At 61.6% G+C, this 26656-nt stretch carries 20 protein-coding genes; 14 read left to right on the forward strand and 6 right to left on the reverse strand.

From position 1 onward, the window contains the following. Positions 1-93: 93 nt before the first annotated feature. The 6 genes from AC1DD7_RS17590 to AC1DD7_RS17615 all read left to right on the forward strand — a co-directional run bounded on the left by AC1DD7_RS17590 (position 94) and on the right by AC1DD7_RS17615 (position 8088). Positions 94-576 carry a MarR family winged helix-turn-helix transcriptional regulator gene (locus tag AC1DD7_RS17590; protein ID WP_442005847.1) on the forward strand — a complete coding sequence of 161 codons (483 nt, stop codon included), beginning with the start codon at positions 94-96 and terminating at the stop codon, positions 574-576. A 9-nt stretch (positions 577-585) separates the two neighbouring features. Further along, positions 586-2658, forward strand: coding sequence for an MFS transporter (locus AC1DD7_RS17595; RefSeq protein ID WP_442005848.1), 2073 nt, complete (start codon positions 586-588; stop codon positions 2656-2658). 353 nt (positions 2659-3011) lie between these two features. Next, positions 3012-4745 carry an ABC transporter ATP-binding protein gene (locus AC1DD7_RS17600; protein ID WP_477515996.1) on the forward strand — a complete coding sequence of 578 codons (1734 nt, stop codon included), beginning with the start codon at positions 3012-3014 and terminating at the stop codon, positions 4743-4745. Next, positions 4742-6820 carry an ABC transporter ATP-binding protein gene (locus AC1DD7_RS17605; RefSeq protein ID WP_477515997.1) on the forward strand — a complete coding sequence of 693 codons (2079 nt, stop codon included), beginning with the start codon at positions 4742-4744 and terminating at the stop codon, positions 6818-6820. The genes AC1DD7_RS17600 and AC1DD7_RS17605 overlap by 4 nt, the downstream gene beginning before the upstream one ends. 74 nt (positions 6821-6894) lie before the next feature. Next, positions 6895-7311: an acyl-CoA thioesterase gene (locus AC1DD7_RS17610; protein ID WP_477516032.1), complete on the forward strand. Its 417-nt coding sequence runs from the start codon at positions 6895-6897 to the stop codon at positions 7309-7311. 9 nt (positions 7312-7320) lie between these two features. Beyond that, on the forward strand, positions 7321-8088 hold the full coding sequence (locus tag AC1DD7_RS17615) for a copper homeostasis protein CutC (RefSeq protein ID WP_477515998.1): 768 nt from the start codon (positions 7321-7323) through the stop codon (positions 8086-8088). Positions 8089-8136: 48 nt separating this feature from the next. On the opposite strand, the gene AC1DD7_RS17620 is transcribed toward AC1DD7_RS17615, so the two are convergent. From AC1DD7_RS17620 to AC1DD7_RS17630, 3 genes are all read right to left on the reverse strand, one after another. Beyond that, positions 8137-10725, reverse strand: coding sequence for a GH32 C-terminal domain-containing protein (locus AC1DD7_RS17620; RefSeq protein WP_477515999.1), 2589 nt, complete (start codon positions 10723-10725; stop codon positions 8137-8139). Between the two features lie 127 nt (positions 10726-10852). Then, positions 10853-12058 carry a NosD domain-containing protein gene (locus AC1DD7_RS17625; protein WP_477516000.1) on the reverse strand — a complete coding sequence of 402 codons (1206 nt, stop codon included), beginning with the start codon at positions 12056-12058 and terminating at the stop codon, positions 10853-10855. Between the two features lie 192 nt (positions 12059-12250). Further along, positions 12251-12433, reverse strand: coding sequence for a hypothetical protein (locus tag AC1DD7_RS17630; RefSeq protein WP_477516001.1), 183 nt, complete (start codon positions 12431-12433; stop codon positions 12251-12253). A 266-nt stretch (positions 12434-12699) separates the two neighbouring features. Between AC1DD7_RS17630 and AC1DD7_RS17635 the strand changes: the two genes are divergently transcribed. From AC1DD7_RS17635 to AC1DD7_RS17660, 6 genes are all read left to right on the forward strand, one after another. Further along, positions 12700-13980 carry an ABC transporter substrate-binding protein gene (locus tag AC1DD7_RS17635; RefSeq protein WP_442018291.1) on the forward strand — a complete coding sequence of 427 codons (1281 nt, stop codon included), beginning with the start codon at positions 12700-12702 and terminating at the stop codon, positions 13978-13980. A gap of 70 nt (positions 13981-14050) precedes the next feature. Then, positions 14051-14938, forward strand: coding sequence for a carbohydrate ABC transporter permease (locus AC1DD7_RS17640; RefSeq protein ID WP_223936080.1), 888 nt, complete (start codon positions 14051-14053; stop codon positions 14936-14938). A 74-nt stretch (positions 14939-15012) separates the two neighbouring features. Then, positions 15013-16005 (forward strand): carbohydrate ABC transporter permease, encoded by a 993-nt coding sequence (locus tag AC1DD7_RS17645; RefSeq protein ID WP_477516033.1) that lies wholly within the window; start codon positions 15013-15015, stop codon positions 16003-16005. Between the two features lie 47 nt (positions 16006-16052). Further along, complete coding sequence (locus AC1DD7_RS17650) at positions 16053-17468, forward strand: NosD domain-containing protein (protein WP_477516002.1); 1416 nt, start codon at positions 16053-16055, stop codon at positions 17466-17468. A 15-nt stretch (positions 17469-17483) separates the two neighbouring features. Continuing rightward, positions 17484-18536 (forward strand): LacI family DNA-binding transcriptional regulator, encoded by a 1053-nt coding sequence (locus AC1DD7_RS17655; RefSeq protein WP_477516003.1) that lies wholly within the window; start codon positions 17484-17486, stop codon positions 18534-18536. Beyond that, positions 18533-20065, forward strand: a complete 1533-nt coding sequence (locus AC1DD7_RS17660; protein WP_477516004.1) for a glycoside hydrolase family 32 protein — start codon at positions 18533-18535, stop codon at positions 20063-20065. Before AC1DD7_RS17655 ends, AC1DD7_RS17660 begins: the two co-directional genes overlap by 4 nt. Positions 20066-20097: 32 nt before the next feature. Here the strand turns inward: AC1DD7_RS17660 and AC1DD7_RS17665 are convergent, their stop codons facing one another. Further along, the gene (locus AC1DD7_RS17665) at positions 20098-20364 is read right to left on the reverse strand and encodes a type II toxin-antitoxin system RelE family toxin (RefSeq protein ID WP_477516005.1); all 267 of its coding nucleotides are present in this window, start codon (positions 20362-20364) and stop codon (positions 20098-20100) included. Next, the gene (locus tag AC1DD7_RS17670) at positions 20361-20612 is read right to left on the reverse strand and encodes a type II toxin-antitoxin system Phd/YefM family antitoxin (protein WP_477516006.1); all 252 of its coding nucleotides are present in this window, start codon (positions 20610-20612) and stop codon (positions 20361-20363) included. Before AC1DD7_RS17670 ends, AC1DD7_RS17665 begins: the two co-directional genes overlap by 4 nt. Positions 20613-20726: 114 nt before the next feature. Between AC1DD7_RS17670 and AC1DD7_RS17675 the strand changes: the two genes are divergently transcribed. Then, on the forward strand, positions 20727-22664 hold the full coding sequence (locus AC1DD7_RS17675; protein WP_477516007.1) for a DUF5107 domain-containing protein: 1938 nt from the start codon (positions 20727-20729) through the stop codon (positions 22662-22664). A gap of 38 nt (positions 22665-22702) precedes the next feature. Here AC1DD7_RS17675 and AC1DD7_RS17680 read toward each other — a convergent pair whose 3' ends face one another. Beyond that, positions 22703-23311: a TetR/AcrR family transcriptional regulator gene (locus tag AC1DD7_RS17680; RefSeq protein WP_477516008.1), complete on the reverse strand. Its 609-nt coding sequence runs from the start codon at positions 23309-23311 to the stop codon at positions 22703-22705. A 113-nt stretch (positions 23312-23424) separates the two neighbouring features. Here AC1DD7_RS17680 and AC1DD7_RS17685 point away from each other — a divergent pair, with 113 nt between their 5' ends. Next, positions 23425-26592: a glycoside hydrolase family 2 TIM barrel-domain containing protein gene (locus tag AC1DD7_RS17685; RefSeq protein ID WP_477516009.1), complete on the forward strand. Its 3168-nt coding sequence runs from the start codon at positions 23425-23427 to the stop codon at positions 26590-26592. Positions 26593-26656 lie beyond the last annotated feature (64 nt).

Consider the following 26656-nt stretch of genomic DNA (forward strand, 5'->3'; position numbering starts at 1 on the left):
GATGCTTTTAAGGGTCCAGTCGTTTCTTTAGTTTCCCAAAGCAATCAATATGAGTTATAGTTGCTCTAGGCAAACAAAAAAGGGGTGTTTTCCATGTCCGTCGGTTCTGCCACAGCAACCGATCTTGTGCATCAAATATTCGACCTCCAGCGCACTCTGCGCTGCGTGGTAACCGCCCACATGGCCCGCGTTCCCGACGTCGGGATGGCGGTCCAAGGCGTCATGCGCTTTATCGGCGAGGGGGAGACCCGGGCAACAGCACTGGCTGCCCGCCTGGGCGTCAGCGCGCCGGTCCTGAGCAGGCATGTGGCCGAACTGGAGGAACTTGGCTTCGTCGCCAGGCGGCCTGATCCGGCGGACGGCAGGGCCCAGCTCCTTGCCCTGACGGAGGATGGTGCGGCGAAGCTGCGCGACTTCGAAGAACAACGCAGCGTGAGGCTGCGGGATTACCTGGCGGATTGGAGCGAGGCTGACGCCCTCGAGGCCTCCCAGGTCATCAACAAACTCACCACGTCCCTCAAGGACTCAATCCGGGCAACGGCGGCCGGCTCCACTACGACGACTCACACAGCTTAGGAGCCACGCATGGCCACACCAATTCAGAATGCCGCCCTGGGGAATACCGCAGCACCCATGACCCACCGGCAAATCATGGAAGCCCTCACAGGTCTTCTCGCTGCCTTCTTCACCGCGATCCTCAGCAGCACAATCGTCGCCAATGCGCTGCCAACCATCATGTCCGAACTCAAGGGCACGCAAACTGACTTCGCCTGGGTCATCACCGCCGCTTTGCTGGCGAACGCAGCCACTACACCCATCTGGGGAAAGCTCGCTGACCTCTTCGACAAGAAGCTCCTGGTTCAGCTGAGCATCATTATTTTCGTGGCGGGCTCCGTCATGGCCGGCTTGTCCGAGACGATTCCGCTGCTGCTTACTGCGCGTGTCATTCAAGGCATCGCCATGGGTGGCCTCACCGCCCTGGCCCAGGCAATCATCGGTTCCATGATCCCGCCGCGGGATCGTGGTAAGTACTCCGGCTACATGGGTGCCGTGATGGCGGTGGGCACTGCCGGCGGCCCGCTGCTGGGTGGTTTCATTGTGGACAGCCCGCTCGGCTGGCGCTGGACCTTCTTCGTCTGCGTGCCACTGGCTGTGATTGCGCTCATTTTGCTTCAGGTGACCCTGAAGATCCAGCACATCAAGCGTCCTGCCAAGATCGACTGGCTCGGCTCCATCCTGCTGACCTCCGGCGTAAGCCTGCTCCTGATCTGGGTTTCCTTCGCCGGCAACCCGGACTACTACGACTGGTTCTCCTGGCAGTCAGCCCTCATGGTGGGCGGCGGCGTAGTGCTGCTGGCGTTGCTGGTGCTGGTGGAAACCAAGGTTGCCCAGCCGATCATTCCGCTCAAGATCATCTCCGAGCGCACCACAGCTCTTGCCATCATCGCGTCGATCGCGGTCGGTATCGCCATGTTCGGATCCTCTACGTTCCTCGGCCAGTACTTCCAGGTTGCCCGTGGAGCCACACCCACTGAGGCTGGCCTGCTGACGCTGCCAATGATCGCCGGCAACCTCATTGGTTCTGTGGCATCGGGCGTCCTGATCAGCCGCTTTGGCAAATGGAAGCGGTTCCTGATCGCAGGCTCCGTGCTCCTGATCGGCGGCCTCGCCTTCGCCGGCACCATGGACCACACCACTGAACTGTGGATCGTTGCCATCTACACCGGTGTGTTCGGCCTCGGCTTGGGCATGCTCATGCAGAACCTGGTGCTCGCCGTGCAGAACACGGTCCAGGCCAAGGACATTGGAACGGCCAGTGCCTCAGTGGCCTTCTTCCGCTCCGTTGGTGGTGCAATCGGCGTATCCGTACTTGGTGCCATCATGTCCAACCACGTGAAGGACCTGGCCGTTCAAGGGATGGCCGCCGCCGGCATTCCGGTTCAAGGTGGCGGGTCCGGTGCCAGCATGGACCTGGCCGATATGCCCGCGCCCATCGCTGAGATCATGCGCGCCGCTTACGGGGACGCCACCGCACAGATCTTCCTGATCTCCGCGATCATCAGCGTAGTGGCACTCCTGGCCGTGCTGTTCATCAAGGAACGCCCGCTGCGGCGCACTGTCGACGCGGCACCGGAGAAGGAACTCGTGGCGACGGCGTCCGGAGATGCTGCCATGTCTCTGGATACCACTTCCCTGGATACCGCTGACGCCCGCGCCGCTCAGGTTGGGAAGTCCGACGACGGCGCACGCCGCTTGGGTGCCGAGCCCGCCGTTTCAGGGGGCGGCCGTCAGGTTCCGGTGGGGGAGCACCAAGGGCAGGCCACGGACTCCGGATCCGATCTTGACCTCGAATTCGCGCGGATCCTGACCCAGGAACGTCCCCCGGCAACTGCCGACGTCAAGGAATTGCAGGAACAAGTGTCCCGCACCCAGTACGTCCTGGCCGAACAGCAATTGCAGCTGAGCCGGGCCAACGTTGAGCTGCAGGCACGTTTGCGGGAGCAGCAGACGGTCGCGGAGCAGCAGGCCCATACCGCGGAAAAGCTCGCCGCCCTCCGCAAGGAGCTCAAGCGTGAACGCAAGCAGCAGGAACGCATGGCGTTGATGCTCCTCCAAGGCATAGAAGCACGTTCGGACCACGGCAAGCACGCGGGCTAACCATCACAGATCCTGCCCTCGTTCGAAATTCCTGACGTACTACGCGGGGCGTGGCGAACGAGGGCGGGACGAACAAGTGCGGGAGCGAAAGCGCCGGCTGGGTGACCAGCCGGCGTTTTTGTTGCCTGCTGCGGTTGGTCCGGCCTGCTGCGGTTGGTCCGGCCTGCCGCGGCTGTGGTGCCTGCGCCAGCGGGAGCACATCCGACACGGGAAATACTCCGCTGGGATGATCTTTTCCCTAGGTTGTTTCGCCGAGGCAACGGATTTCGTAGAGTAGGGAGGCTAATACTGTCAGCCCCTGCTGCAACACTTCTCTTACTTCATTCACGCACTCTTTCTAAGGACCTGTGGGCATGCTTGTCACCCTTATACGGCGCTACTCCAAGCCGTATTTGCCGCAGATAGTGGCCGTCCTCATATTCCAGTTGGCGTCCACCATTGCCACGCTCTACCTCCCAAGCCTCAACGCCAAAATCATTGACGAGGGAGTCTCCCGCGGCGACACCGACTTCATTTGGCGGACCGGCGCGCTGATGCTAGCCGTCGCACTGGCTCAGGTGCTCACCGCCGTCGCGGCCGTCTACTTCGGTGCGCGGACAGCGATGGCGATCGGCCGGGACCTCCGGCGCAGCGTCTACCGCCAAGTGAGCAGTTTTTCCGCCCAGGACGTGAACCGTTTTGGTGCTCCTACATTGATCACCCGCGGCACCAATGATGTCCAGCAGGTCCAGATGCTGGTGCTGATGGGCCTGAACTTCATGGTCTCCACACCCATCATGTGCGTGGGTGGCATCATCATGGCCCTCCGCGAGGACCTCAGCCTGTCCTGGTTGGTCTGGGTTTCCGTGCCCCTCCTGGTGGCAGTCGTGGGCTACCTCGTGGTTCGGTTGATGCCGTTGTTCCGTTCTATGCAAACCAAGATCGATGCCATCAACGGTGTGCTGCGCGAGCAAATCATTGGTATCCGGGTTGTCCGCGCCTTCGTGCGCGAACCTTATGAAGCCAAGCGTTTCGGTGACGCCAACCAGGACCTCACCGCCGTCTCCGTGAAGATCGGCAATCTCTTTGTCCTGATGTTCCCGGCCATCGGCATGATCCTGCACCTGTCCACTGCGGCGGTGCTGTGGTTCGGCGGTCAGCGTGTGGACTCCGGTGACATGCAGGTGGGCTCGCTTACGGCTTTCCTGCAGTACCTTCTGCAAATCCTGATGGCAGTCATGATGGGAACCTTCATGGCCATGATGATTCCCCGTGCTTCCGTCTGTGCAGACCGAATCGGCGAGGTGCTGGACGTGGAGCCTTCAATCCACAACCCGACATCCCCCGTGGTTCCGGCTGAAAAGAAGGGCCACGTGGAGTTCCGCGATGTCACCTTCAAGTACCCCGGAGCCGAGGCACCGGTGCTGAGCAACATTTCCTTCACCGCTGAGCCGGGCAAGACCCTGGCGATCATCGGTTCCACGGGCGCAGGCAAGACCACCCTGGTCTCTCTGCTGCCGCGGCTTTACGATGTCGCCTCAGGTGATGTCCTGCTCGACGGCGTCCCTGTCACCGAACTGGATGCGTCGGAGATCACCAGCCGCGTCTCGGCTGTGCCGCAGAAGCCGTATCTTTTCTCCGGGACCATCGAGCACAACCTGCGCTTCGGCAAGCCCGAGGCTACGGACGAGGAACTGTGGGAGGCGCTGGAAACTGCGCAGGCCAAGGGCTTCGTTGAGGAAAAGTCCTCCGGCCTGAACCGGCGGATCGCCCAGGGCGGCACCAACGTCTCCGGTGGCCAGCGCCAGCGCCTTTCCATTGCCAGGGCCCTGGTGACCAAGCCGAATGTCTACTTGTTTGACGATTCCTTCTCCGCTTTGGACGTTGCCACCGATGCTAGGCTCCGGAAGGCCTTGAAGGCCAAGACACGTGACGCCACGGTCATCATCGTTGCCCAACGCGTCTCGACCATTGCCGATGCGGACGAGATCCTCGTTCTGGATAACGGCCGGATCGTGGACCGCGGAACGCACGACGAACTGCTGGAAACCTCGCCCACGTACCAGGAAATCGTTGAATCCCAGCTGAGTGTAGAGGAAGTCGCATGAGCGAGCAGAACCAGCAGAAGAAGCGTGGCTGGGCTGCCAAGGCAGAGGCCGCGAAGAATGCCCAGGCTCCAGACGAGGCAGACGTGGCAACCGAGGCACTTGATGACGACGACTTCGTAGAGGAGGAGTACGTCCCGTCGGAAGCCGATGGCGGTATGTTCGGCGATGTGCCCGCCAAGAAAGCCAAGGAGTTCTGGCCATCAGCCAAGCGACTCATGGGCTTGTTGAAGCCTGAGAGTGTTGGCGTCTACATCGTGATCGGCCTTGTGGTGGTCTCGGTGGTCCTGAACGTGATTGCGCCCAAGATTCTGGGCAGTGCGATGGACGTGATCTTCGGCGGCGTCATGGGCAAGCAGCTGCCGCCCGGCGTCTCCCAGGAACAGTTCGTCGAGCTCATGCGTCAGCAAGGCCAAGAGAACTTTGCGGACATGGTCTCCAAGATGCAACTCACCAACGGGATCGATTTCCCCAAGCTGACGTTCCTCATTTCGATCGTGCTCTTGATGTACTTTGTGGCCAACATCTTCCTGTGGGCCCAGGGCTGGCTGCTCAACAGGATCGTCATGCGCGTCATCAAGAAGCTCCGTAATGACGTCCAGGAAAAGCTCAACAGGCTCCCGCTGAACTACTTCGACACCCGCCAGCGCGGCGACATCCTCTCCCGCGTGACGAACGACGTCGACAACGTCCAGCAGGGATTGCAGCAGGCGTTCGCGCAACTGGTCAGCTCGGTGCTTACCGTCTTGGGCATCACCGTGATGATGTTCATCGTGTCGTGGGAGCTGGCACTGATCGCACTGATTGCGCTGCCTCTCTCCGGTGTCATGGCCGGCGTCATTGGTGCCAGGAGCCAGAAGCTCTTCGCTGCACAGTGGAAGAACACCGGCTCGCTCAATGGCCAGATCGAGGAATCATTCTCCGGGCATGACCTGGTCAAGGTGTTTGGCCGGGATGCTGACATGCTGGTGCGCTTCGATGAACGCAATGAGGCCCTGTACAAGGCCTCGTTCGGCGCCCAGTTTGTTTCCGGCGTAATTTTCCCGGCCATGAACTTCGTGTCCTACCTGTCCTACGTCGGCATTGCGGTAGTTGGCGGCCTGCGGGTTGCCTCAGGTTCGATGAGCCTTGGCGATGCCACAGCCTTCATCCAGTACTCGCGGGAATTCACCCAGCCGCTGGGCCAGATCGCTGGCATGGCCAACATGCTGCAGTCCGGTGTGGCCTCGGCCGAACGCGTTTTTGAATTCCTCGACGCCGATGAAGAGGTTGAAGAGACCGGCACCCGCCACCTGCCGGCCAAGACCGACGGCCACGTGGAGTTCGAGCATGTCTCCTTCAGCTACGTGGAGGACAAGCCCCTCATCGAGGACCTGTCCTTCAGCGCGGAGCCTGGCCACACCGTGGCGATCGTCGGACCCACCGGGGCCGGAAAGACCACCTTGGTGAACCTGGTAATGCGCTTCTACGAGCTCAATGCCGGACGCATCACGTTGGACGGCGTGGACATCAAGGATCTCAGCCGCTCCGAGCTGCGGTCCAAGGTGGGCATGGTGCTGCAGGATGCCTGGCTCTTCGGCGGGACCATCTACGACAACATCAAGTACGGCAACCTGGACGCCACCGAGGCACAAATCATGGAAGCGGCCAAGGCCACTTACGTGGACCGCTTCGTCCGGGCATTGCCGGACGGTTACCAGACGATCATCGACGAAGAAGGCAATAACGTCAGCGCAGGTGAGAAGCAGCTCATCACCATCGCACGTGCATTCGTCTCCGATCCTTCGCTGTTGATCCTTGATGAAGCTACGAGCTCGGTGGATACCCGTACTGAGCTGCTGCTGCAGAAGGCCATGGCCGCCCTCCGCACGGACCGGACGAGTTTCGTCATCGCCCACCGTCTGTCCACTATCCGCGACGCCGATACCATCCTGGTGATGGAGAACGGGCAGATCGTGGAGCAGGGCAACCACAACCAGTTGCTGGTGCTCCAAGGCGCCTACTACCGCCTCTACATGTCACAGTTTGCCGGTGAGGAAGAGACCGCCGTGGATGATTCGACGGCGGTGCACAGCTGAGCGCGGATTCCCTGAGTACCGGGGTGCAAGCCCAGCATTCCGTGGCACCCCAGCGCATTGAGGTACTCGTACCTATGCGCTGGGGTGACATGGATGCGTACGGGCATATCAACAATGTGCAGATCGTTCGGATGCTGGAAGAAGCCCGAATCGCGGCTTTCGGACCACCACGAGGTGCTGGCCTTCCAGGGGTAGAACCACCGGCTGCCCTCTTCAATGATGTTGAAGAGGGCACCATGACGCTGGTTGTGGAGCACAAAGTCCGGTACGTGCGGACTTTGGAATACCGCAACATCCCCGCGGTGGTGGAGATTTGGGTTGGCGTCGTCAAGGGGGCCAGCTTTGATTTGCACTACGTCATCAAGGACCCCGTCACACGGGAAAACTGCGTCAAGGCCGTTACACACCTGGCCTTCGTGGCGGAAGCTACCGGCAGAGTCCTCAGGCTCACTCCGGACCAGAAGGAAAAGCTGGAGCGTTACCGCGCGTAGAGTTTCACCATGAAACTTGAAATCGCCGTGGTGAGCGCGGCGGGCGCCGGTACGGCCGCATCCGAAGGTGCCGATCGGATTGAGCTCTGCAGCAGCCTGGAACTTGGCGGCATCACACCCAGCCAGGGACTCATGGAAGCCAGCATTGAACACGTTGCCGGGCGCCTTGAGATCCATCCCTTGGTGAGATGCCGTCCCGGCGATTTCCACTACTCCGCCTCGGATGTGGACACCATGGTGCACGAGGTACGTCACCTGCTGGCTCAGGGCGCCCACGGCATAGTCGTGGGCGCCCTGACCGCAGAGGGCGACATCGATGTTCACGCGGTCCAACGCCTGGTGGATTCTGCCCGGCAGGGCAACCCTGAAGCGCAGTTGACCTTCCATCGAGCGATCGACCAATCACGGGACCCGTTGGCCACCCTTGATCAGTTGTTGGAACTCGGCTTCACCCGGGTACTCACGTCCGGCCACGAGGCCACAGCAGGTGCAGGCCTTGCCAACCTTTCCGAGATGGTGGAGCGGGCCGGGGGAGCCCTGGAAATCATGGCCGGCGGCGGACTGAAGCTTGGTGACATCCCGGCGATGCACGCGGCCGGCCTCTCGGCCGTTCATCTGTCCGCCAAGAGAACTGTCTCTACGCTGGGTCAACGAACCATATCCCTTGGCGCACACGACGCTGCCGACCCCACTGCCTATACCGTCACAGACCGTGAAACGGTCCGCATGGCGAGGGCGGAGATCAACGCGCTGGAACTCGGTGCTCCTCCCGAATAGTTTCCACTGCGGCATAGGTTCCACTCCCGAACAGCTTCCACTGCCGGGTCAGCCGCCCCACATTGCCTGGTTGAGGGGAGTAACCGTGAGGCTTTCCAGCCGTGCCGTTCCTCCTTCTGAGAAGACCGAGATGTGGGTCGCCCCAGCGCTTGGAAAGACTTGGTCCGTGATGGTGGTCAGGCCGTCCTGGGCGAAGAGCTCCACAGATGCACGGTCCACGTACAGGCGAAGGCGAAGCCGGCCATTGATCAACTCCACCCGCGGGTCCTCTACTGAACTGAAGGCTGGATGGAATCCTTCGTTGCCTGAGTTGGTCCTGTCGACGGCAAGCCGTTTCGTGGAGGGAGCGTAGCCGATGCGGGTTGCTTCGGTTCCCTTGTCGAGGACTTTCAGGCCAAACGCCGACGCGGTTCCGGGCGAGAACTCTGCGTCAACCTGGACCACATCGCCTGTGATGGGAAGTGTGGTTGTTCCCGGCGTGATGTCCTGGGCCGGCGCCGTGTACGCTGCTGCCGTGTTCTTCAAGGCATCGGCTTGGGACACCACCTGCTGCCGCAGCCGCGGGCCCTCGGACGTCTGTGTAAGGACGACTTCACGCGGCAACGCCATGGTTCCGCGCCACGTGCTGGTGGGAGTGTCCTGGCCGTAGTCCCAGTTGTTCATCCAGCCCAGCATGATGCGTTTGCCGTCTGGAGCATTGTTGAAGGACACCGTGGCGTAGTAGTCCCTGCCCCAGTCCAGCCAATCGTGCTGCTCCAGGTAGGAGGCATCCGAGGAAACGAATTCGTCGGCGAGGATGTGTCCCCAACCGCCGCGGTTGTTGTCCACGATCTTGATGGTGGCCTGGCTGCCTTTGTAGGCGCTGACGTCCCAGGCTTTCCACTCCAGATGTTCGGAGTCGCTGCCGGTGGCGGTACGGACTGTTTGACCATTGACCACGAGGTTCACGGTGGTTTCAGCACTTCTGGGCTTCGCCGGTTCCGAACCCAACACCATGTTGTCCAGTGTCAGGTGGCCCCAAGGCCCGGTTGCGTTGTCCACAACCCGGATGCGGGCGATTTGGCCGTACCAGGGGGAAACGTCCCAGTTCTCCCAGTTCAGGTCGCCCGAATTGGTGCCCGTTGAGGTGCGCACCGGCACTCCTCCCACCAGCAGCTCAACCTGGAGCTCTCCGTTGGTGCGGCTGCCGCCACCCAGGAGGAAGCCGATGTTGGTGCTGGTCAGGTAAAACTCGGGGGACGTGATGGTGCCGACGTTATTGTCCTGGTACGGGCCGCCTTCGAAAGTGTTGATCCGTTTCCCGATGGCGAATTCACCGCCCGACGTCGAGGGGTTCAGTGCCGCTTGGAAGTCGCCGGTGAGCTGCCAGCCGGCTTGCGTGAGGGTCCCGGAGTAGTCGAAGCCGTCGAACAGCAGGTAGCCCGGAGGGGCCTGGTTTCCCGACTGTTTCCCGGCTTCCTGCGGGTGTTTTCCGCCGCCGACGAGGAAGTTGAGGTAGTCCTTGTCCAGGGTGAAAGGTGCTGATTCCATGGTTCCCACGGGAGCATCTCCACCATGGAAGCCATTAACCAGCCCGGCTCCGATGGTGCCGGTAACCGTCATTTGTCCTGAAAGACTTCCGGAGGCGGGGGCGCTTCCCCAGGGCCCGGAACTGTTTGACGGATCGTTCTGGACGTTCCAGCCGCTGTAGTTGCCACTGTTGAAGCCGGCAAGGACGTTTCCGGGGGGAAGCTGGCTGGCGGGATCTATATTTTCGGCGGTGAAGGACGTGCCGTTGAAGGTTCCAACGAAGTATTGTCCGCCGCTGCCGCCGGCGACGGCTCCAGGATTGATGTTCACGGAGAGGACCCACTTGACGTTATTCGGGTCTCCGTCAACCGCTAGGGGGAACAGATCAGGGCATTCCCACTGCCCGCCGACCGCATTTGCTGGACCGAAGTCATCCAGATAAGTCCATTGCTTCAAGTCGTTGCTCTTATAGAAGAGGACGCGGTGTTCGTCGGCTTCAACGGCTGCCATGACCCAGTAGTCCGGACCAGTGGGGGAGTCGTACCAGAAGACTTTGGGGTCGCGGAAGCTGGAGGTGTTCCTGCTCAGGACCGGGTTGTTGCCGTACTTGGTCCAGGTTTGTCCGTCGTCGGTGCTGAACGCCAGCGACTGCGCTTGTTTGCCGGCGAGGGTGGGGTGGGCCGCAGTGTAATTGCTCGTGTAGATGGCCACCAACGGTGGATTTTGGAGGGTCCCGAGCCCGCTGGTGTTCTGGGTGTCCACCACTACGGATCCGGAGAAGATTTCCTCGATGACCTGGCCGGATCCATTGAAGCCCCGCGGAATGGCGAGTGGTTGTTCGTCCCAGTGGATCAGGTCGGTGGAGGAGGCGTGGCCCCAGCTCATGTCACCCCAGCGTGTCCCGTTGGGGTTGTACTGGTAATACATGTGGTATTTCCCGTTGTGGAAGACGAGCCCGTTGGGATCGTTCATCCAGTTCGCTTCCGGCGTGTAGTGCAGGTAGGGCCGGTATTGGTGGGTGGCCGGATCCGGGTCGGTGGCCTGGGCGGTGGCTGCAAAGGAGAATGAGGCAGCGGTGAGTGCCACGGCCGCCCCGATCGAGATGAGGGCTTTGGTGCGTCTTGTCATCGTTGACAGACCTTTCGTCAAGGGCTTGCGTTGCAGGATGACGACGGCGGACCCGCCTCGTGGGGCGACGCCCGCCGTCGTCGTTACTTATGCCGTGCGATGACGCCGTGCTGTTGCGGCGTTCGGTTTACGGCGTTGCCCTGAACGCATAATTGGACGCGTACCGAACCACCTGGTTGCTATCGCCGCTGTCCAGCACCTTGGACCCGGAAGTTGATGCATCCAGGACTACGGTGTGCACGGCGATGGCCGAGACGGTGTTGTTAGTGGCGATGAAGTTGTTGTTTCCGGAAGCCACCAAAATGATGGTGGGCGTCTGCCCCGACGGCGAGACCGATCCGGAGGCGACGTCGTAGCTGAAGTGGTTTCCAGTCACGGTGTTGTTGCTGCCCGCGATGTGCACCAGGCCGAAGAGATCATCCAGGCCGTTGTTGTAGGGCTTGAGGGGATCGAACGGTTCCATCTGGCGCAGGAAGTGATTGGCTCCAACGAGGTTTTCGGTGCAGCTTCCTTCGAAATTCACCATGCCGGGGTAGAAGGCATGGAAGCGGTTGGAGGTGATGGAAGAGCGGGTGCAGTCTTTGAAGTGCACGCTGCTCTTGCCCCGGGGGAAGACGTTGTTGCCCGTGACCAGCAACCCCATGTGCCCCTCGGCGAAGATCGAGAATCCCACGAAGCCGGCACCAACGAGGTTGTCAGTAACTTTCGAGGCCTGGCCTGATCCTGTCAGCTCCACGCAGGATCCACATTCGGCAAGGAAGTTGCTGCTGACGCTCAGGGCATCGGTGTCCCTCACCACAAGCCCATGCTCGAGGTACACCATCCCCATGCGTTCCACCCGGCAGGAATCGTTGGCAGAATCGAAGCGGATGCCTGTTTTGCCGTTGGTGTAGTCGTTTTCGTTGGAACCGAAGGACACGCCGTCAAGGCAGAAGTTCTCGAACACCACCGCGCTGATCCGTGGGTCGCCTGTGCGGTAGACCCGGAAGGCGTCGGTGTTTCCATCGGTGTTTTCCACCCTGACGCGGCTGGCACCGGGGTTGATCTCGTGCCAGCCCGACGTATTGCCGGCGTTGTAGCGGATGCTTAACGAGGTGAAGCCATGGCCCGATCCGCGGATGGTCAGGAAGCTGATGTCCACATTAACCCGGGTCTTCAAGGAGTAGTCTCCCGGCGGGATGTAGATCACGGCACCGGGCTTGGACGCCTGGCTGGTCTGCTGGCTCTTGATGTCAGCGATGATGCTGTTAATGATGAGCCCGATGTCGTTGTACGGGGTAGCGGACGGATTCCCTGGCACGCTCCAGGTGGTGACGTCATAGACGGTGGTCAAAGCTGGTTCTCCTCACATCGTTGGGGGACTGAACTGTGCTGCTTCTCTTCAAGTGCGTCCGGAACCGCGAGCGCCGTGCTCTGCATGCTCGCTCGTGCCTCGCTTGGACGCATGCTGCCGCACGCCTCCGGCGGTTCCGGGTGGTTCTACAGAAGGGTGGTTCTACAGACGGCTGCTCTATAGACGGTCGCTTTACAGGACGCCGATCAGGTGGCGGTGCCCCTGTTGCCGGGGACCGGCGTCGGGCGCTGCTGACACTTGTTCAGATGCTGCGGCAGCAGCGTTGCCGGTGGCCGCGACGGCGAAGGCGACGGCGGCCGACGCCGTAAGCGCGCGGAGCACAATTCGCCGGCTGATGTCCGGGATGGGTTTCATACGTTCTCCTTTGAAGGGGATGCCCACTGGGCACAGCGGATGCCAAAAACTGCCAAATCGGCCAAAATATGCCAAAACGGTTTATCTGCTAGCGTCGATGACTCTAGGGCTGGCGCATCCGGCGCGTCAAGACGCCAAACTGGCCAAAATGTGACGCTTGACATACTGCCGAAATCGGGCCTATGGTGTTGCCAAGTCGTTTTGGCAAAACGATTCTCCATCCCCAAAGATTCTTTCAATCCCGTTCCAAGAGAAAGTCGACAGCGATGTCCACTCGAAAGACCATCTCCAGGCTCGTCACACTCGGCGGCCTCTGCACTGCCGTCGCACTCGCTGCTACTGGTTGCGGTGCCGGGGGCCCCGCACCAACATCCGGAAGCGCATCCAGCACAGTCAATGTCCTGGTGGAAGCAGGAGGCCACGCCGAGCTCACAGGCGTTGCCCAGCAATGCAAGAAAGACACCGGCCTTGACGTCAACTTCGTCGAACTGCCCTATGACGGCATGTTCAACCGGCTCTCCAGTGAGTTCTCCTCCGGCAATGTCTCCTTCGACGTCGCGGCATTGGACTCCGTGTGGCTCCCCAGCTTCAAGGATGCAGTCCAGCCAATCGATGAACTGTTCACCGATGAAGCCAAGAAGGACATTTTCCCCGCCCTCGTGAAGGAAGCCAACGTTGACGGCCACTTCATCGGAATGCCGGCATGGACCAACGCAGAGATCATCCTGTACCGCAAGGATCTCTTCGAGGACGCCAAGAACAAGGCAGATTTCAAGGCAAAGTACGGCTACGACCTGGCAGCTCCCACCACGTGGAAGCAGTACCAAGACATCTCCGAATTCTTCACCAAGGACGGCATGTATGGCACGGACGTGAAGGGCGCCGTGGAAACGGAATGGCTTGCCCACGTCCTGCAGGCCGGCTCGCCGATGGTCCTTGATGCGAACAACAACGTGATCATCGATAACGCCGCCCACAAGGAAGCGCTCGACTTCTACGTCAGCCTCACCAAGGACGCCCCTCCGGGTGCTGCACAGGTTGACTGGGCTGCGGCACAGAACCTGTTCAACCAGGGCAAGACCGCCATGACCCGCTTCTGGGCCCACGCCTACCGGCAGATCCCCAAGGACTCTCCCGTTGCAGGCAAGGTGGGAGCTGCAGCGATGATTGGCGGCAGCGCCGGCGTCGCGGGTGTTCCGGGCCCGTGGTACCTGTCCGTACCCAAGGCGACCAAGAACGCGGATGCAGCCAAGAAGTTCATCAAGTGCGCGTACGACTACAACAGCATGGGTGTGGAATCCAGCCTCGGACTCGCCTCGCGCATCTCAGCGTTTGAGAAGTACCAGAACCAGCCGGGCTACGAGAGCTTCAAGCCGCTGATCGAAACGCTCAACGGCAAGGCAACCGCAACGCGTCCGGCAACAGCCAAGTGGCAGCAGATTGTGGACACCGTGCTGGTTCCGCTCCTGCAGAAGGCTGTAGCTGGCGGCGACTCCGCCACCCTCCTGGCTGACGCCAAGAAGCAGATCCAGGACCTCCTCAAGTAAAGACTCCGCGGCCGGCACCAGCCGACTCAGCCGGTGCCGGCCGCGGCCCCAACAAACAGAAGAGAAAATCGTGCGTATCTCCGATCGCCGCTTCGCCCTATACCTCATGACCCCAGCGGCACTGTTCCTGGCCGTGTTTGTGGCCTACCCGCTGTTCCGCCTCGTCGCAGACAGCTTTTTCAAGATCTCGCCCATCGCGGGCGGCCCGCGTGACTTTGTCGGATTCCAAAACTATGCGGCGGCGTTCGCCTCCGAAGCCTTCATGGGTGCCGGCTGGCGAACCCTGGCTTACACAGTAGTGGTGGTGACGCTCGAGTTCGCGCTCGGCCTGGGGATGGCCCTCCTGTTCACCACGCTCGGACGCAAGTCCCAGATCTGGCGAACGGTCTTCCTTTACCCGCTGATGATTGCGCCGATCGTGGCCGGCCTGCTCTGGAAGTTCCTCATGATCGATAACTTCGGCCTCATCGGGACCATCCTGCACCAAGCAGGCATCCTCTCCAACCCCAACCAGATCGGCTGGCTCTCGGACCCGAACATCGTGCTGTTCTCGGTGGCCGTCCCGGACATCTGGCTCACGACGTCCTTCATGTGCCTGGTCCTATTCGCCGGCCTCCAAAACATCCCCGGCGACCTCATCGAGGCAGCCCGCCTGGACGGCGCCAAGGCACCGGCGCTTCTGTTCCAGATCATCCTTCCGCTCCTCCGCCCGGTGATCGCCGTGGCACTGGTGGTCCGCGGAATCGATGCCGCCCGGGCCTTTGACACCATCCTCATCCAAACCAACGGCGGCCCGCAGTCCGCTTCCGAAACCATGAGCCTGCTGATCTACCGGACCATGATCCGCTTCGGCGATCCCGGCCTGGCCAGCGCCATGGGCACCATCTACCTGCTGGCGATGCTCGCCGTCGCATTCTTCGCGGTGGCCACCATCTGGCGGCCAGGGAAGGACAACTGATGAGCGCCGCAGAAACCGCGCACGACGGCGGGACACCGGCTTCCGCTGCTGGCAACGGGCCGCGTCGCGCGGCCATGGTCGCCCGGCTCACAGCAGCCAAGCACGCGCAAGCAGCCGAGCAGACGCAATCAGCGAAGCAAACACCCGGTGACCCGACAGGCAAAACTGTGCGGCCGCCGTCGGGGGCTACTGAGCCAAGCGCCCCGCGCAAGCGTCGTGGTGTAAACCGCGAAGGCCTTGAGGCTGGACGTCGCAGCACGCGTACCATCCTGTGGATCCTGCTGGCCGCAGCCATGGTGCTGTACGGGTTCCCATTCCTGTACCTGCTGTTTACGTCCTTCAAAACCCCGATCGATACCATCGCCGTTCCACCCACCATCCTTCCCAAGGAATGGACGCTGGAGAATTACGCGAACGCCCTGGGCCGCAGCGGTGTGTTGGCTTCGTTCATCAACAGCATCCAGACCGCGATCATCAGCACCCTGCTTTCGCTGGTGCTGGCTGTCCCGGCGGCTTACGGCATCACGCGCTACAAGACTCCGAGCGGCAGGGTGTTCATCATGGCCGCACTGGTCACCCGCATGGTGCCGCCGGTAGCAATCGGTATCCCGCTGGCATCCATGATGGCTTCGGCTGGTTTGGCGGATACGCCGATCGCGTTGTCCATTGCCCACACCACCATTTCCCTGCCGCTCTCCATCTGGCTGATGTCCAGCTTCTTTGAGGCTGTTCCCCGCGACCTGGAAGAGGCAGCAACCGTGGATGGCTGCAGCAGGCTCGGTGCGCTCTGGCGGGTGGTGATCCCGGTGGTTTCCGGAGGCATCGCCGTCACCGCGATCTTCGCTTTCCTGGCCTCATGGAACGAGTTCCTCTTCGCGCTGCTGATGACCGCCATCCGCTCGCAGACCACTCCAGTGGTCATCGCGAACTTCCAGACCCAGTTCGGCCTGGACTGGGGATCCATGACGGCGCTGGCCGCCGTGTACTCGATCCCGGTCATCCTTCTCACCCTTCTCCTGCAGCGCAAGATCGTCGCAGGCATGACGCTCGGCGCCGTCAAGGGCTAAGAAGCCGTCAAGGGCTGAGAAACCACACCACAAAAAGGGCAGAAGCTATGTCAAGCAACAACTACTACGACGTGACTACGTGGCCGGTCGGTAATCCGTCCGAGGACGTCGGTGAAGTGATCAACAGCATCATCGCCGACGTCAAGGCCCGGCAGGCAGCCAGTGATGTGAACAATGGAGGAAAGCCAGGAGCGGTGATTTACCTTCCGCCAGGGGACTACCACCTCCGTACGCAGGTGCTGATCGATATCAGCTTCCTCAGGATCGAGGGTTCGGGGCACGGCTTTACTTCCTCGAGCATTCGGTTCAACGTCCCCGAAGACGAGTGGCCTGATCTGCATGAGCTGTGGCCCGGAGGAAGTCGCGTTATTGTCGATCTTCCACTGGACGCGGACGCTGACAGGAACGGCGTGGTCGGGGAGGGCGCGACCGAAGCCAAGGGAGCCGCCTTCTACGTTGAGCGAAGCGGGAGCCCACGGATCAGCTCGGTGGAGTTCTCCAACTTCTGCATCGACGGCTTGCGCTTCACCCCTGATGGCTCGGACCTGCCGCCGGAGAACACGTATGTGAATGGCAAGACCGGTATCTACGTGGCGAGCGCCAATGATTCATTCCGCGTCACGGGGATGGGGTTCATCTACCTGGAGAACGCCCTCACTATCCACAACGCTGACGCGCTTTCCATTCACGATAACTTCATCGCTGAATGCGGGAGCTGCATTGAGTTGCGCGGTTGGGGACAGGCGTCAAAGATTACCGACAACTTGATCGGAGCAGGTTTCAAGGGCCACTCGATCTATGCCAAGAGCCATGGCGGGCTCTTGATAACCGCGAACAACATCTTCCCCAGGGGTGCCAGCAGCATCCATTTGGACAGCGTCACGCGTTCAAGCGTCACCAACAACCGGCTGCATTCGTTCTACCCCGGGATGGTGGTTCTCGCAGAGAACAGTTCCGAGAACCTAGTGGCAACGAATCACTTCCTGCGTGACCATGAGCCCTGGACACCCTTCCTGGGAGTCGATAACGGGCTGGACGACCTTTACGGGCTTCTCTGCGTGAGCGGGAGCAACAACTCTGTGGTGGGCAACCACTTCTCCGAGGTCATCGACGCAGAGAGCATCCGTCCCGCAGGAGCGACGCCGGTCATCATCCGGTTGCTGGAGGGGGCTGGAAACTTCGTCTCCAACAACCACGTGGTGGCGATGGACGTTCACGCCACGTCCAGTGATTCCTGCTTCTCTGCCCAGGTGGACGCCCTGTTGACCACGGGTGCTTCCGACGGGCTCGCCGTTACGGCCGTCCTGGTCGATCCCGGATCTTCCCGGAACACGATTCTTGATTCCGGAACCGACGACCAGGTTATTGCAGACAGGGCTGTCAACGCCTTGAGGGCCACACCAACAGTGGGTTTCCAGGCCGCACATGCTGATTCGATCGCAGGATCAGCACCAACATCATGAGGACGTGGGGGACCAATGACCAATAGATCAGTGGGTATCAAAGACGTGGCGGCAGAGGCCGGAGTTTCGGTCACCACCGTCTCCCACGTCCTCAACGACGTCGCCTACGCCCGCGTTGGCGCAAGAACGCGGGAGCGGGTCCAGGAGGCTGCGCATCGCCTGGGATACGGCCCGAACCGCCTGGCCCAGGCCCTGCGGACACAACGTTCAGGGATGCTCGGGTTCATCAGCGAGGAAATCGCCACCACGCCGCATGCAGGCAGGATCATCCTGGGCGCAGAGGAAACTGCGAAACGCCGGGGCTACAACATCATGATCATCAACTCCACCAGCACCAGCTCCCAGGAGTCCAAGGAAAGCCAGGTGGCGGATCTGCTGGACCGGCAAGTGGATGGCATCCTCTACGCCACGATGTATCACCGGAAGCTGGCTGTCCCCAAGAACCTTGCTGGACTGCCTGCAGTCCTGGTGGACTCCGAAGACATCAGCCAAACTGTTTCCTCCGTCATCCCCGACGAAGTGGGCGGGGCAAGGTCCGCAGTGCAGACACTGATCGACGCCGGTCACACCCGGATCGGGATGCTCAACAACACCGACGACGTGCCCGCAACCCACTCCCGATTGAGGGCTTTCAAGGAGACGTTGGCAGACGCCGGGCTGCCGTTCCACGAAGAACTGGTCCAGTCCGAGATCTCGGAGATGCCCGGTGGCTACCAGGCGGCGCTGCGGATGCTGAAATCCGAGAGCCGGCCAACGGCCGTGTTCTGCTACAACGACCGTATGGCCATGGGTGCGTACCGGGCCGCTGCGGAACTTGGCCTGCGGATTCCGGATGACATCTCCTTCGTCGGTTTCGACAACCAGGAACTCATTGCCGAAAACCTGTACCCGGCGCTGACAACGGTCGCCCTGCCGCACTACGAAATGGGTGCCTGGGCAACGGAAAACCTGATCGATGCCATCGAAGGGAAAACCGACCTGCAGCTGTTCGCCACCCACCCCACCGTTCTTCCATGCCCCATGGTTCTTCGCGATTCCGTCGCTTCCCTCCCGAAAGACCTCCGATGACTGAAACAACAACGCACCGTGCTGTTCCTGGCGAAGACGCCGCCTCAACGATGCGCCCAATACTTCACTACACGGCCAAGAACACCTGGCTGAACGATCCCAACGGACTGCTTTGGCACAACGGCATTTACCATCTCTTCTACCAAAACAACCCCTTCGACAACGTCTGGGGCAACATGTCCTGGGGGCACGCCACCTCGGCTGACCTCCTGCACTGGACTGAACACCCGGTTGCCATCGCCTGCGACGAGGAAGAAGACGTCTTTTCCGGCAGCATCGTGGTGGACCACGGCAATACATCAGGATTCGGCACAGAGGAAGATCCGGCGTTGGTGGCCATCTACACGAGCGCCTTCAAGGAAGGCTCGGCGCATCGGGGGACACAGGCCCAGTCACTCGCGTTCTCCACGGATGGCGGCATGACGTGGAGCAAATATGCAGGCAACCCGGTGCTTGGCCGTGACTCGGCCCATTTCCGGGATCCCAAGGTGTTCCGCTATGAGGGATCTGCCGGCTCCTGTTGGGTCATGGTGGCCGTGGAGGCCCAGCATCAGCAGGTTGTCATGTACAGCTCGGCGAACCTTAAGGACTGGGACTACCTGAGCACCTTCGGCCCCGCCAACTCGGCCGAAGGCGAATGGGAATGCCCGGACCTCTTCCCGCTACCCGTCGACAGGAACCCGGAGAACGTCAAGTGGGTCCTGGTTGTCAACGTCAATCCTGGCGCCGTGGCCGGTGGCTCCGGAGGACAGTACTTCGTGGGGCACTTCGATGGCGTGCAGTTCACTGCCGATCCTGATTCGCTCGTTTCACCCGGTGCCGACGGAACCATGGATCTCAGGCAATGCCTCTGGCTCGACTGGGGGCGTGACTACTACGCCGCGGTCTCTTTCAGCAATGTCCCGGAGAACCGCCGCATCATGATCGGCTGGATGAACAACTGGGACTATGCCAACTCCTTGCCAACGGCCCCGTGGCGCTCCGGCATGTCGCTTGCCCGCGACGTTGAACTCGCAACAGTGGACGGTTTGCCGCGCCTGGTGCAGCGGCCGGTGTTGCCGCTGGGATCTGGAAAACCTGCCAGCATTATCCAGGATGCCGAAGTTAACGACTCCGCAGTGCAACTGCCCGACGCCGTGCCCGGATCAGCCCAGCTGATCGAGGCAGAGATCCTGGCGGGCTCGGCCCGGACCATTGCTTTCAGGCTGCTCGGCGCCCCGGACGGGAGCGCCGCAACGGTTCTCAGCTTTGACGCCGAGACGAGCCAGCTCACCCTGGATCGACGAAACTCCGGAAACACCGGCTTCCACGAAAAGTTCGCGTCGGCGGAGTCGGCGCCCGTGAGGCTCGACGGCGGCGTGCTGAGGCTGCGTATTATCGTGGACCAATCAGTGGAGGTCTTCGCCCAAGACGGCAGGGTTGTCCTGAGCGATCTTGTTTTTCCCCTGCCCGGGAGCCTCGACACCGAGTTGCGGGTGGACGGCGGAACCGCCATTGTGCGGAACCTGGTTGTCAGCTCCTTCTCCTAACCCCGGGGCTCCCCGAACGGCAGAGGGAGCTTTTAGTGTCGGTAGATTTCCTTGCGGTGTCCTACCTTCACAACCAGGATCAAGAGTTCGTGGTCGTGGATTTCGTAGACGATACGGTAATCGCCGACCCTGATTCGCCATTGTCCATCGCCGCCAACGAGTTGGGTCGCTTTGGGTGGCCGTGGAGTGGCCCCCAGTATTTCCACGGTCTTCAACACCCTCACCTGGGCGGATTTGTCCAGTTTGCGGATCTGCTTCGCCGCCGTGGCCGTGTAGGTGATGTTGAAGTCTGCGCTCACGCCTCGATTCCAAGCTCACGCAGCAACTCCGCGTGAGTGACGCGTGGTTCTGTTTCGGTCTTCGCCGTGTGTGTATCGGCCAGGTCTTCAGCGTCTTCAAGCGCTGCCACGGCTCGTTCGTAGAAGTCCGGGTCAACAACTACGGCTACCGGGCGGCCGCGGCGGGTGATGTGGACGGGTTCCTGCCGCACGGCGTCAATGAGTTCTGACCAGTGCATTCTGGCTTCATTTGCAGTTTTTACGGTCATTCCTCAAACTTACGAAACTTACGATTCGTAAGCAATTATCCGCTCTAGCGCTGGCTTCCCGGTCCGAGGAGACTGTGGGTGTGGACGTTGAATTCCTCACGAACGGATCCTGACATGGCTGTCATCTCACCTTCCAACCTCACCGTCACCACCATTTCGCTGACGATGGCAGATATTGGCCTACTGAACCCCTTGCCGGTGGTGGCTGCGGAACTCGATCAGCCTTATACCGTGGGCGAGGGCGTGCCGGAAGAGCTCCAAGCGGCGGCCCGCTATGGAGTGGTGGCCAACGTTTACCCGTACCTCATGCAGGACGGCTACAGCCGGGAAGCGGCACCCAGGGAGCTGCCCGCCGTCGTGCTTGAGAACAGCAAACTCCGGGCGACGGTCATACCGTCGCTGGGCGGCCGTATCTGGGAATTGTTCGACAAAGTGACGGGAAAGCAGCTCCTCCACACGCACGACGCGCCCCAGCTGGCCAACATCGCGCTGCGAAAGGCGTGGTTCGCGGGCGGTTTGGAGTGGAACATTGGCACGCGCGGTCACTCACCCACCAGTTGCGATCCTCTGCATACCGCGATCATCCATACCTCGGACGGAAAGCACATCCTCCGCGTGTGGGAGTTCGAGCGACTCCGGGAAGTGGTCTTCCAAGTGGACATATGGTTGCCTGCCGAATCGGAGGTGCTCTTTGCGGCAGTGCGTATCCGCAACCCCAATGACCACGACGTTCCCATGTACTGGTGGAGCAACGCGGCCATTCCGGAGACGGACCGCACCCGCGTGATCGCCCCGGCAGACGAAGCATTTGGCAGCGACTACGCCACGGACATCACCCGTGTCCGGCCCACGGACCACAACGGCTACGACGGCACGTGGTTGGTCAACAGCCCGCATGCTGCCGACTTCTTCTTTGATATTGATCCTTCCGAACGTCGCTGGGTTGTGGCTGCGGACGACGACGGCGATGGGCTGGCGATGCTGTCCACCAGCCGGCTGAGGGGCAAGAAGCTTTTCGTCTGGGGACAAGGCCAGGGCGGCAAACGGTGGCAGCAGTGGTTGAGCCCGGGTGCTGGCCCTTACGCCGAGATCCAAGCGGGGTTGGCGAGAACCCAGTTTGAGCATTTGGCCATGCCGGCGGGTGCGGAATGGTCCTGGGTGGAAGCGTACGGGAACGGGCACCTGGACCCGGATACAGCTCACGGATCGGACTGGAATGCTGCCGTAGTCCACGCCGGCCAACGGCTCGAGGAGCTCCTGGCGCATGAGGACCTGGAGGCAATGCTGCCCGCCGCGACCACCGATGGTGACGTCCCGCCGTCCACCATGCTGCTCCACGGCAGTGGCTGGGGAGTGGTGGAACGGGCGCGGCGGCGTCGGACGGGCAAAGGCTGGATTGACGAGAGCGGCACCCCGTTCGTCGCTGAAAGCATTACAGCTGAGCAGGAACCATGGCTGGACCTGCTGAAGGGAAAAACGTTCGACGGCGCGCCCAGCTTTGTGGCCGGAGCTGACTGGGAGGAGCTGCTGGAGGGACAAGAAAGTCCTGAGGCGCGCTTCCATGTGGCCACGATGAGGCATGCCAGGCAAGATCTGGAGGGAGCCAAGGCGGCCTACCGCGAGGTGCTTGCTGCCGGGGGCGTTCGGCCAGAGACTTTGGCGCTCGCACATCGTGGATTGGGGCTGGCGTTACTGGCCCAGGACGCGGATCGCGAGGGCCTGGATGAACTCAGAAGCGGTGCTCAAGCCGACTCCGCCAACACAGCGTTACTTACCGAGGCAGTGACACTCAGCATCCGCCATGATGATCCGGCCCAGGCGCTGGAACTGCTGGAGTCCGCACCCAGGGAGGGCGCCGCCGTCGGGCGTTTGAGGTTCCTCAGGGCCCTGGCACTGGCCCGGGTGGGCAAGGCGGGCGGGGCAGCAGCCATCCTGCGCGAAGGGGTGGAGATACCGGACCTCCGCGAGGGAGAGGATGCCATCGCGGCGCTCTGGGAAGAAGTCTGTCCGGGCGAAGCTGTGCCGTTCAACTACCAATTTGGAATGCACTAGGGGGCTGGAACGGCAACGCATAGCAGGTTTTCGGCCCGTCACGCTTCAGGCAGTAGGACCAGTTCGAAGAAGCCGCGCAGGGTTTTTGCTACATCTATGGCGTCAGGTGCCAACAGCCACTGGGTTTGAAGTCCGTCCCAAAGGGCCACCAGGGACGTGGCTGCCCACGCTGGATCCACGCCGGGCCGGAGCTTGCCTTCCTGGGCCAAGGTCGAGAAAGAGCGCCTATAGCTTGCCCGTATGCGTTCGAAGCGTTCGGTGAAGTAATCACGTCCGGGATGGGCATTCGTGATCGATTCCGCGCACAGCACTGTGTAGAGCTCGATGACGCCTGGAATCTTCTCGTTATGGAGCGCCGTGCGAATCACGGCATCCTGAAGCGACTCTTCCTCGGCCGAGGGATTCTCGCTTCCGGTCAGTTCGTCGCGCCACTCCAGGACGCCCATCAGGAGATCGCTTTTGGACGGGAAATAGTGCAGGAGGCTGGTCTGGCTCATGCCCGCTTGGTTGGCAACGTCCTGCAGCGAGCCGCCCAAATACCCTTTCGCCGCAAACACGGCGTGGGCGGAGTCGAGGATGAGTCGTCTCTTTTCCTTCGCCTTGGCATAGGGTCCCCGCTTGGCGCTCGCCGTGTCCTTTGTGGTCATGGCAAGTCAGTGTACAGCGGGCGGGGATTGGAATTCTGAAATTAGAGTAATTACTCGAAATTTGTGTTAGCGTGGTCACACCCAACCCTGCAGTGGACGCTTGAAGGAGCCACGTGGAATCGACATCTTCGGCCTTGTTTGCCGGCACTTCCTACATCACCCATCCCGGCCCCGGCTCCGGCAATCGCCTGCCGGCCCGCTCCTGGCTACGGAGTGACGCGCCCACGATCCCACTCAACGGCTTGTGGAGATTCCGGTTGCTGCCCGGTGCGCCCGGAACGCCCGGCGGCAGGGGAGTCCTGCCCGCCGGCGAGCAGGTAGAAGGAGTCGCTGACGAAGGTCTGGATGATTCCGACTGGGATGAAATCCCGGTTCCTTCCCACTGGGTCCTGGAAGGTGAGGGCCGCTATGGCCGCCCCATCTACACCAACGTCCAGTTCCCTTTTCCCACCGAGCCACCCCACGTGCCGGACGAGAATCCAACGGGCGACTACCGTCGGACCTTCACCATTCCTGCTGACTGGGCAAGTGCGGAGAGGATCGTCTTGCGCTTTGACGGGGTGGAGTCCCGCTACAAAGTGTGGGTCAACGGAACAGTGATCGGCGTCGGCACGGGAAGCCGGCTGGCCCAGGAATTCGACGTCACCGAGGCAGTCCGTCTTGGAGAAAACGTCCTCGCCGTCCGCGTCCATCAGTGGTCTGCTTCGAGCTACGTCGAGGACCAGGACCAGTGGTGGATGCCGGGCATCTTCCGCGACGTCACGCTTCAGGCCCGTCCTCAAGCAGGTATCGACGACGTCTGGTTGCGGACCCCATTTGAAGGCACCAGCGACTCCGGTTCAGGCATCATCGACGCCGAAATTGCCGCTGCTCCTGCTGCCTATCCTGTGCGCCTCCGCGTTCCCGAGCTCGATGTTGACGTCGTGTGGGAAACCCCGGCGGACGTCGCTCCGGTGGCGATTGCCGCCGTCGAACCCTGGTCCGCGGAAGTCCCCCGGCTGTATGCGGCGACGGTCTCCAGCCAGGGCGAAACGGTCTCCTTGAAGATTGGCTTCCGTACCGTGGAGATCAGGGGAGACCAATTCCTCGTGAACGGGCGGCGGGTGGTGTTCCACGGCGTCAACCGGCACGAGACACACCCGGACAGTGGCCGCGTCTTCGACGAAGATTTTGCCCGCGCCGATCTGGCCATGATGAAGCAGTTCAACGTCAATGCCGTCCGCACCAGCCATTACCCGCCGCACCCGCGCCTGCTGGATCTCGCGGATGAAATGGGATTTTGGGTGATCCTGGAATGCGATCTTGAAACACATGGCTTTGAGCGGCACCGTTGGGCCGGAAATCCCAGTGACGATCCCGCCTGGCGCGAGGCGCTGGTGGACAGGATGGAGCGCACCGTTGAGCGGGACAAGAACCATCCCTCAATCGTCATGTGGTCCTTGGGTAACGAGGCAGGAACCGGCACCAACCTTGCGGCAATGTCCGCCTGGACGCACGCGCGAGACTCCAGCCGTCCAGTGCACTACGAGGGCGACTACACCGGCGCGTACACGGACGTCTACTCGCGCATGTACTCCTCCATCCCCGAAACCGAAGCCATTGGCCGCGACGATTCCGGCTCGCTCCTGCTTGGCTGCTCCGCCGCGGAATCGGCGCGCCAACGCAGCAAACCGTTCATCCTCTGCGAGTACGTGCATGCAATGGGCAACGGTCCCGGTGCGATCGACCAATATGAGGACCTGGTGGACCGCTACCCGCGGCTGCATGGAGGCTTCGTGTGGGAATGGCGTGACCACGGGATCCGCACCACCACCGCTGATGGAACGGAGTTCTTCGCCTACGGAGGCGACTTCGGTGAGGTTGTCCACGACGGCAATTTCGTCATGGACGGCATGGTCCTTTCGGACTCGACGCCCAGCCCGGGACTGTTCGAGTTCAAACAGATCGTGGCGCCCCTCCGCTTGGGCTTCGAAACAGCCGTCACCGACGGCGTGACCCGTCCCATGCTCACAGTCGCCAACCTGCGGCACTCGGCGGACGCGTCCGACGTCGTCCTTCGCTGGCGCACCGAAACTGACGGCGAGGCGACCGCGTCCGGAACGTTCGACGTCGTGACCTCCGCTGGCGGTCAACTCGCTGCCGGTGAGTCCACAGTTATGGAGCTGCCGGAGTCGGCGCTGCGGGCACTCAGTAAGGTGAAGGCCAGCGAACAGTGGCTCACCGTTGAGGTTGCCCTGCGCAAGGACACCGCGTGGGCACCTGCTGGACATGTCATCTCCACTGCGCAGTTGGATTGCACTGTGCAGTTGGATTTCACTGCATCTGCTGCCAGGCGTCCCACTATGGCCCCGCGACCACTGTCGTCGGCTGGGCGCGGGGAGACCGGGACAGGTGGCACCTTATCCCTGGGTCCTGCCTCCCTGGGACCTGCCCAGTTTGAGGATGGGCGGCTTGTTGCCCTCGCTGGACTGCCGGTATCGGGCCCGCGCCTGGAGTTGTGGCGAGCACCAACGGACAATGATCGAGGTTCGAATTTCGGCAGCTACGACCTCGGCGACCCTTGGCTCAACAATGGCAACGGCGTCCCGGCTCCGTCCAATCAGAGTGTGTGGCTCAAGGCGGGTCTTGATAGGTTGACGGCCCGCGTCGAGAAAGTGGTGCAGGCCGACGACGGCGTGTTCGTCACCACCCGCTATGCCGCCGCGGACACCGCACATTCTGTTTCCGTGGACGAGCAGTGGCAGGTATCCGGGGGAGAGCTGTGGCTGCGTCTGGACATTGCACCCAGCTCGGGCTGGGACATCGTGTGGCCTCGTCTGGGAGTGCGGTTTGACCTGCCCGGATCAGTGGATGGAGCCTCCTGGTTCGGGACAGGACCCCGGGAATCGTATCCGGACAGCATGCGTGCCGCCCTGGTGGGCCGCTACTCGGCGGCAATCGACGAGCTCAGCGTGAACTACGCCCGGCCGCAGGAGACAGGGCACAGGAGTGCTGTCCGATCCTTGGAACTGCGTAACAGTACGGATCCCTGGGTGACGTTCCATGCACTGCCCGATTCCAGGGATCGACTCCCTGGCTTCACGTTGTCCCGGCATACGGCGCAGCAGGTCACGGGCGCAGCCCATCCACATGAATTGCCGCAGAGCCGGAACAGCTTCCTCTATCTTGACGCCGCACAGCACGGGCTGGGCTCCCGGGCCTGCGGACCCGACGTTTGGCCGGATTTCGCCCTCAAGCCTGAAGCCCGAACCATGGTGTTCAGGATCGCGGCTGCCGGCTAGCAGGAATGCTCCCGCTCAGCGGGAACGCTGTCGGCCAGCAGGAATGCTGCCGGTAAGAATAAGT

The sequence above is a fragment of the Paenarthrobacter sp. 10L412 genome (assembly GCF_056395565.1).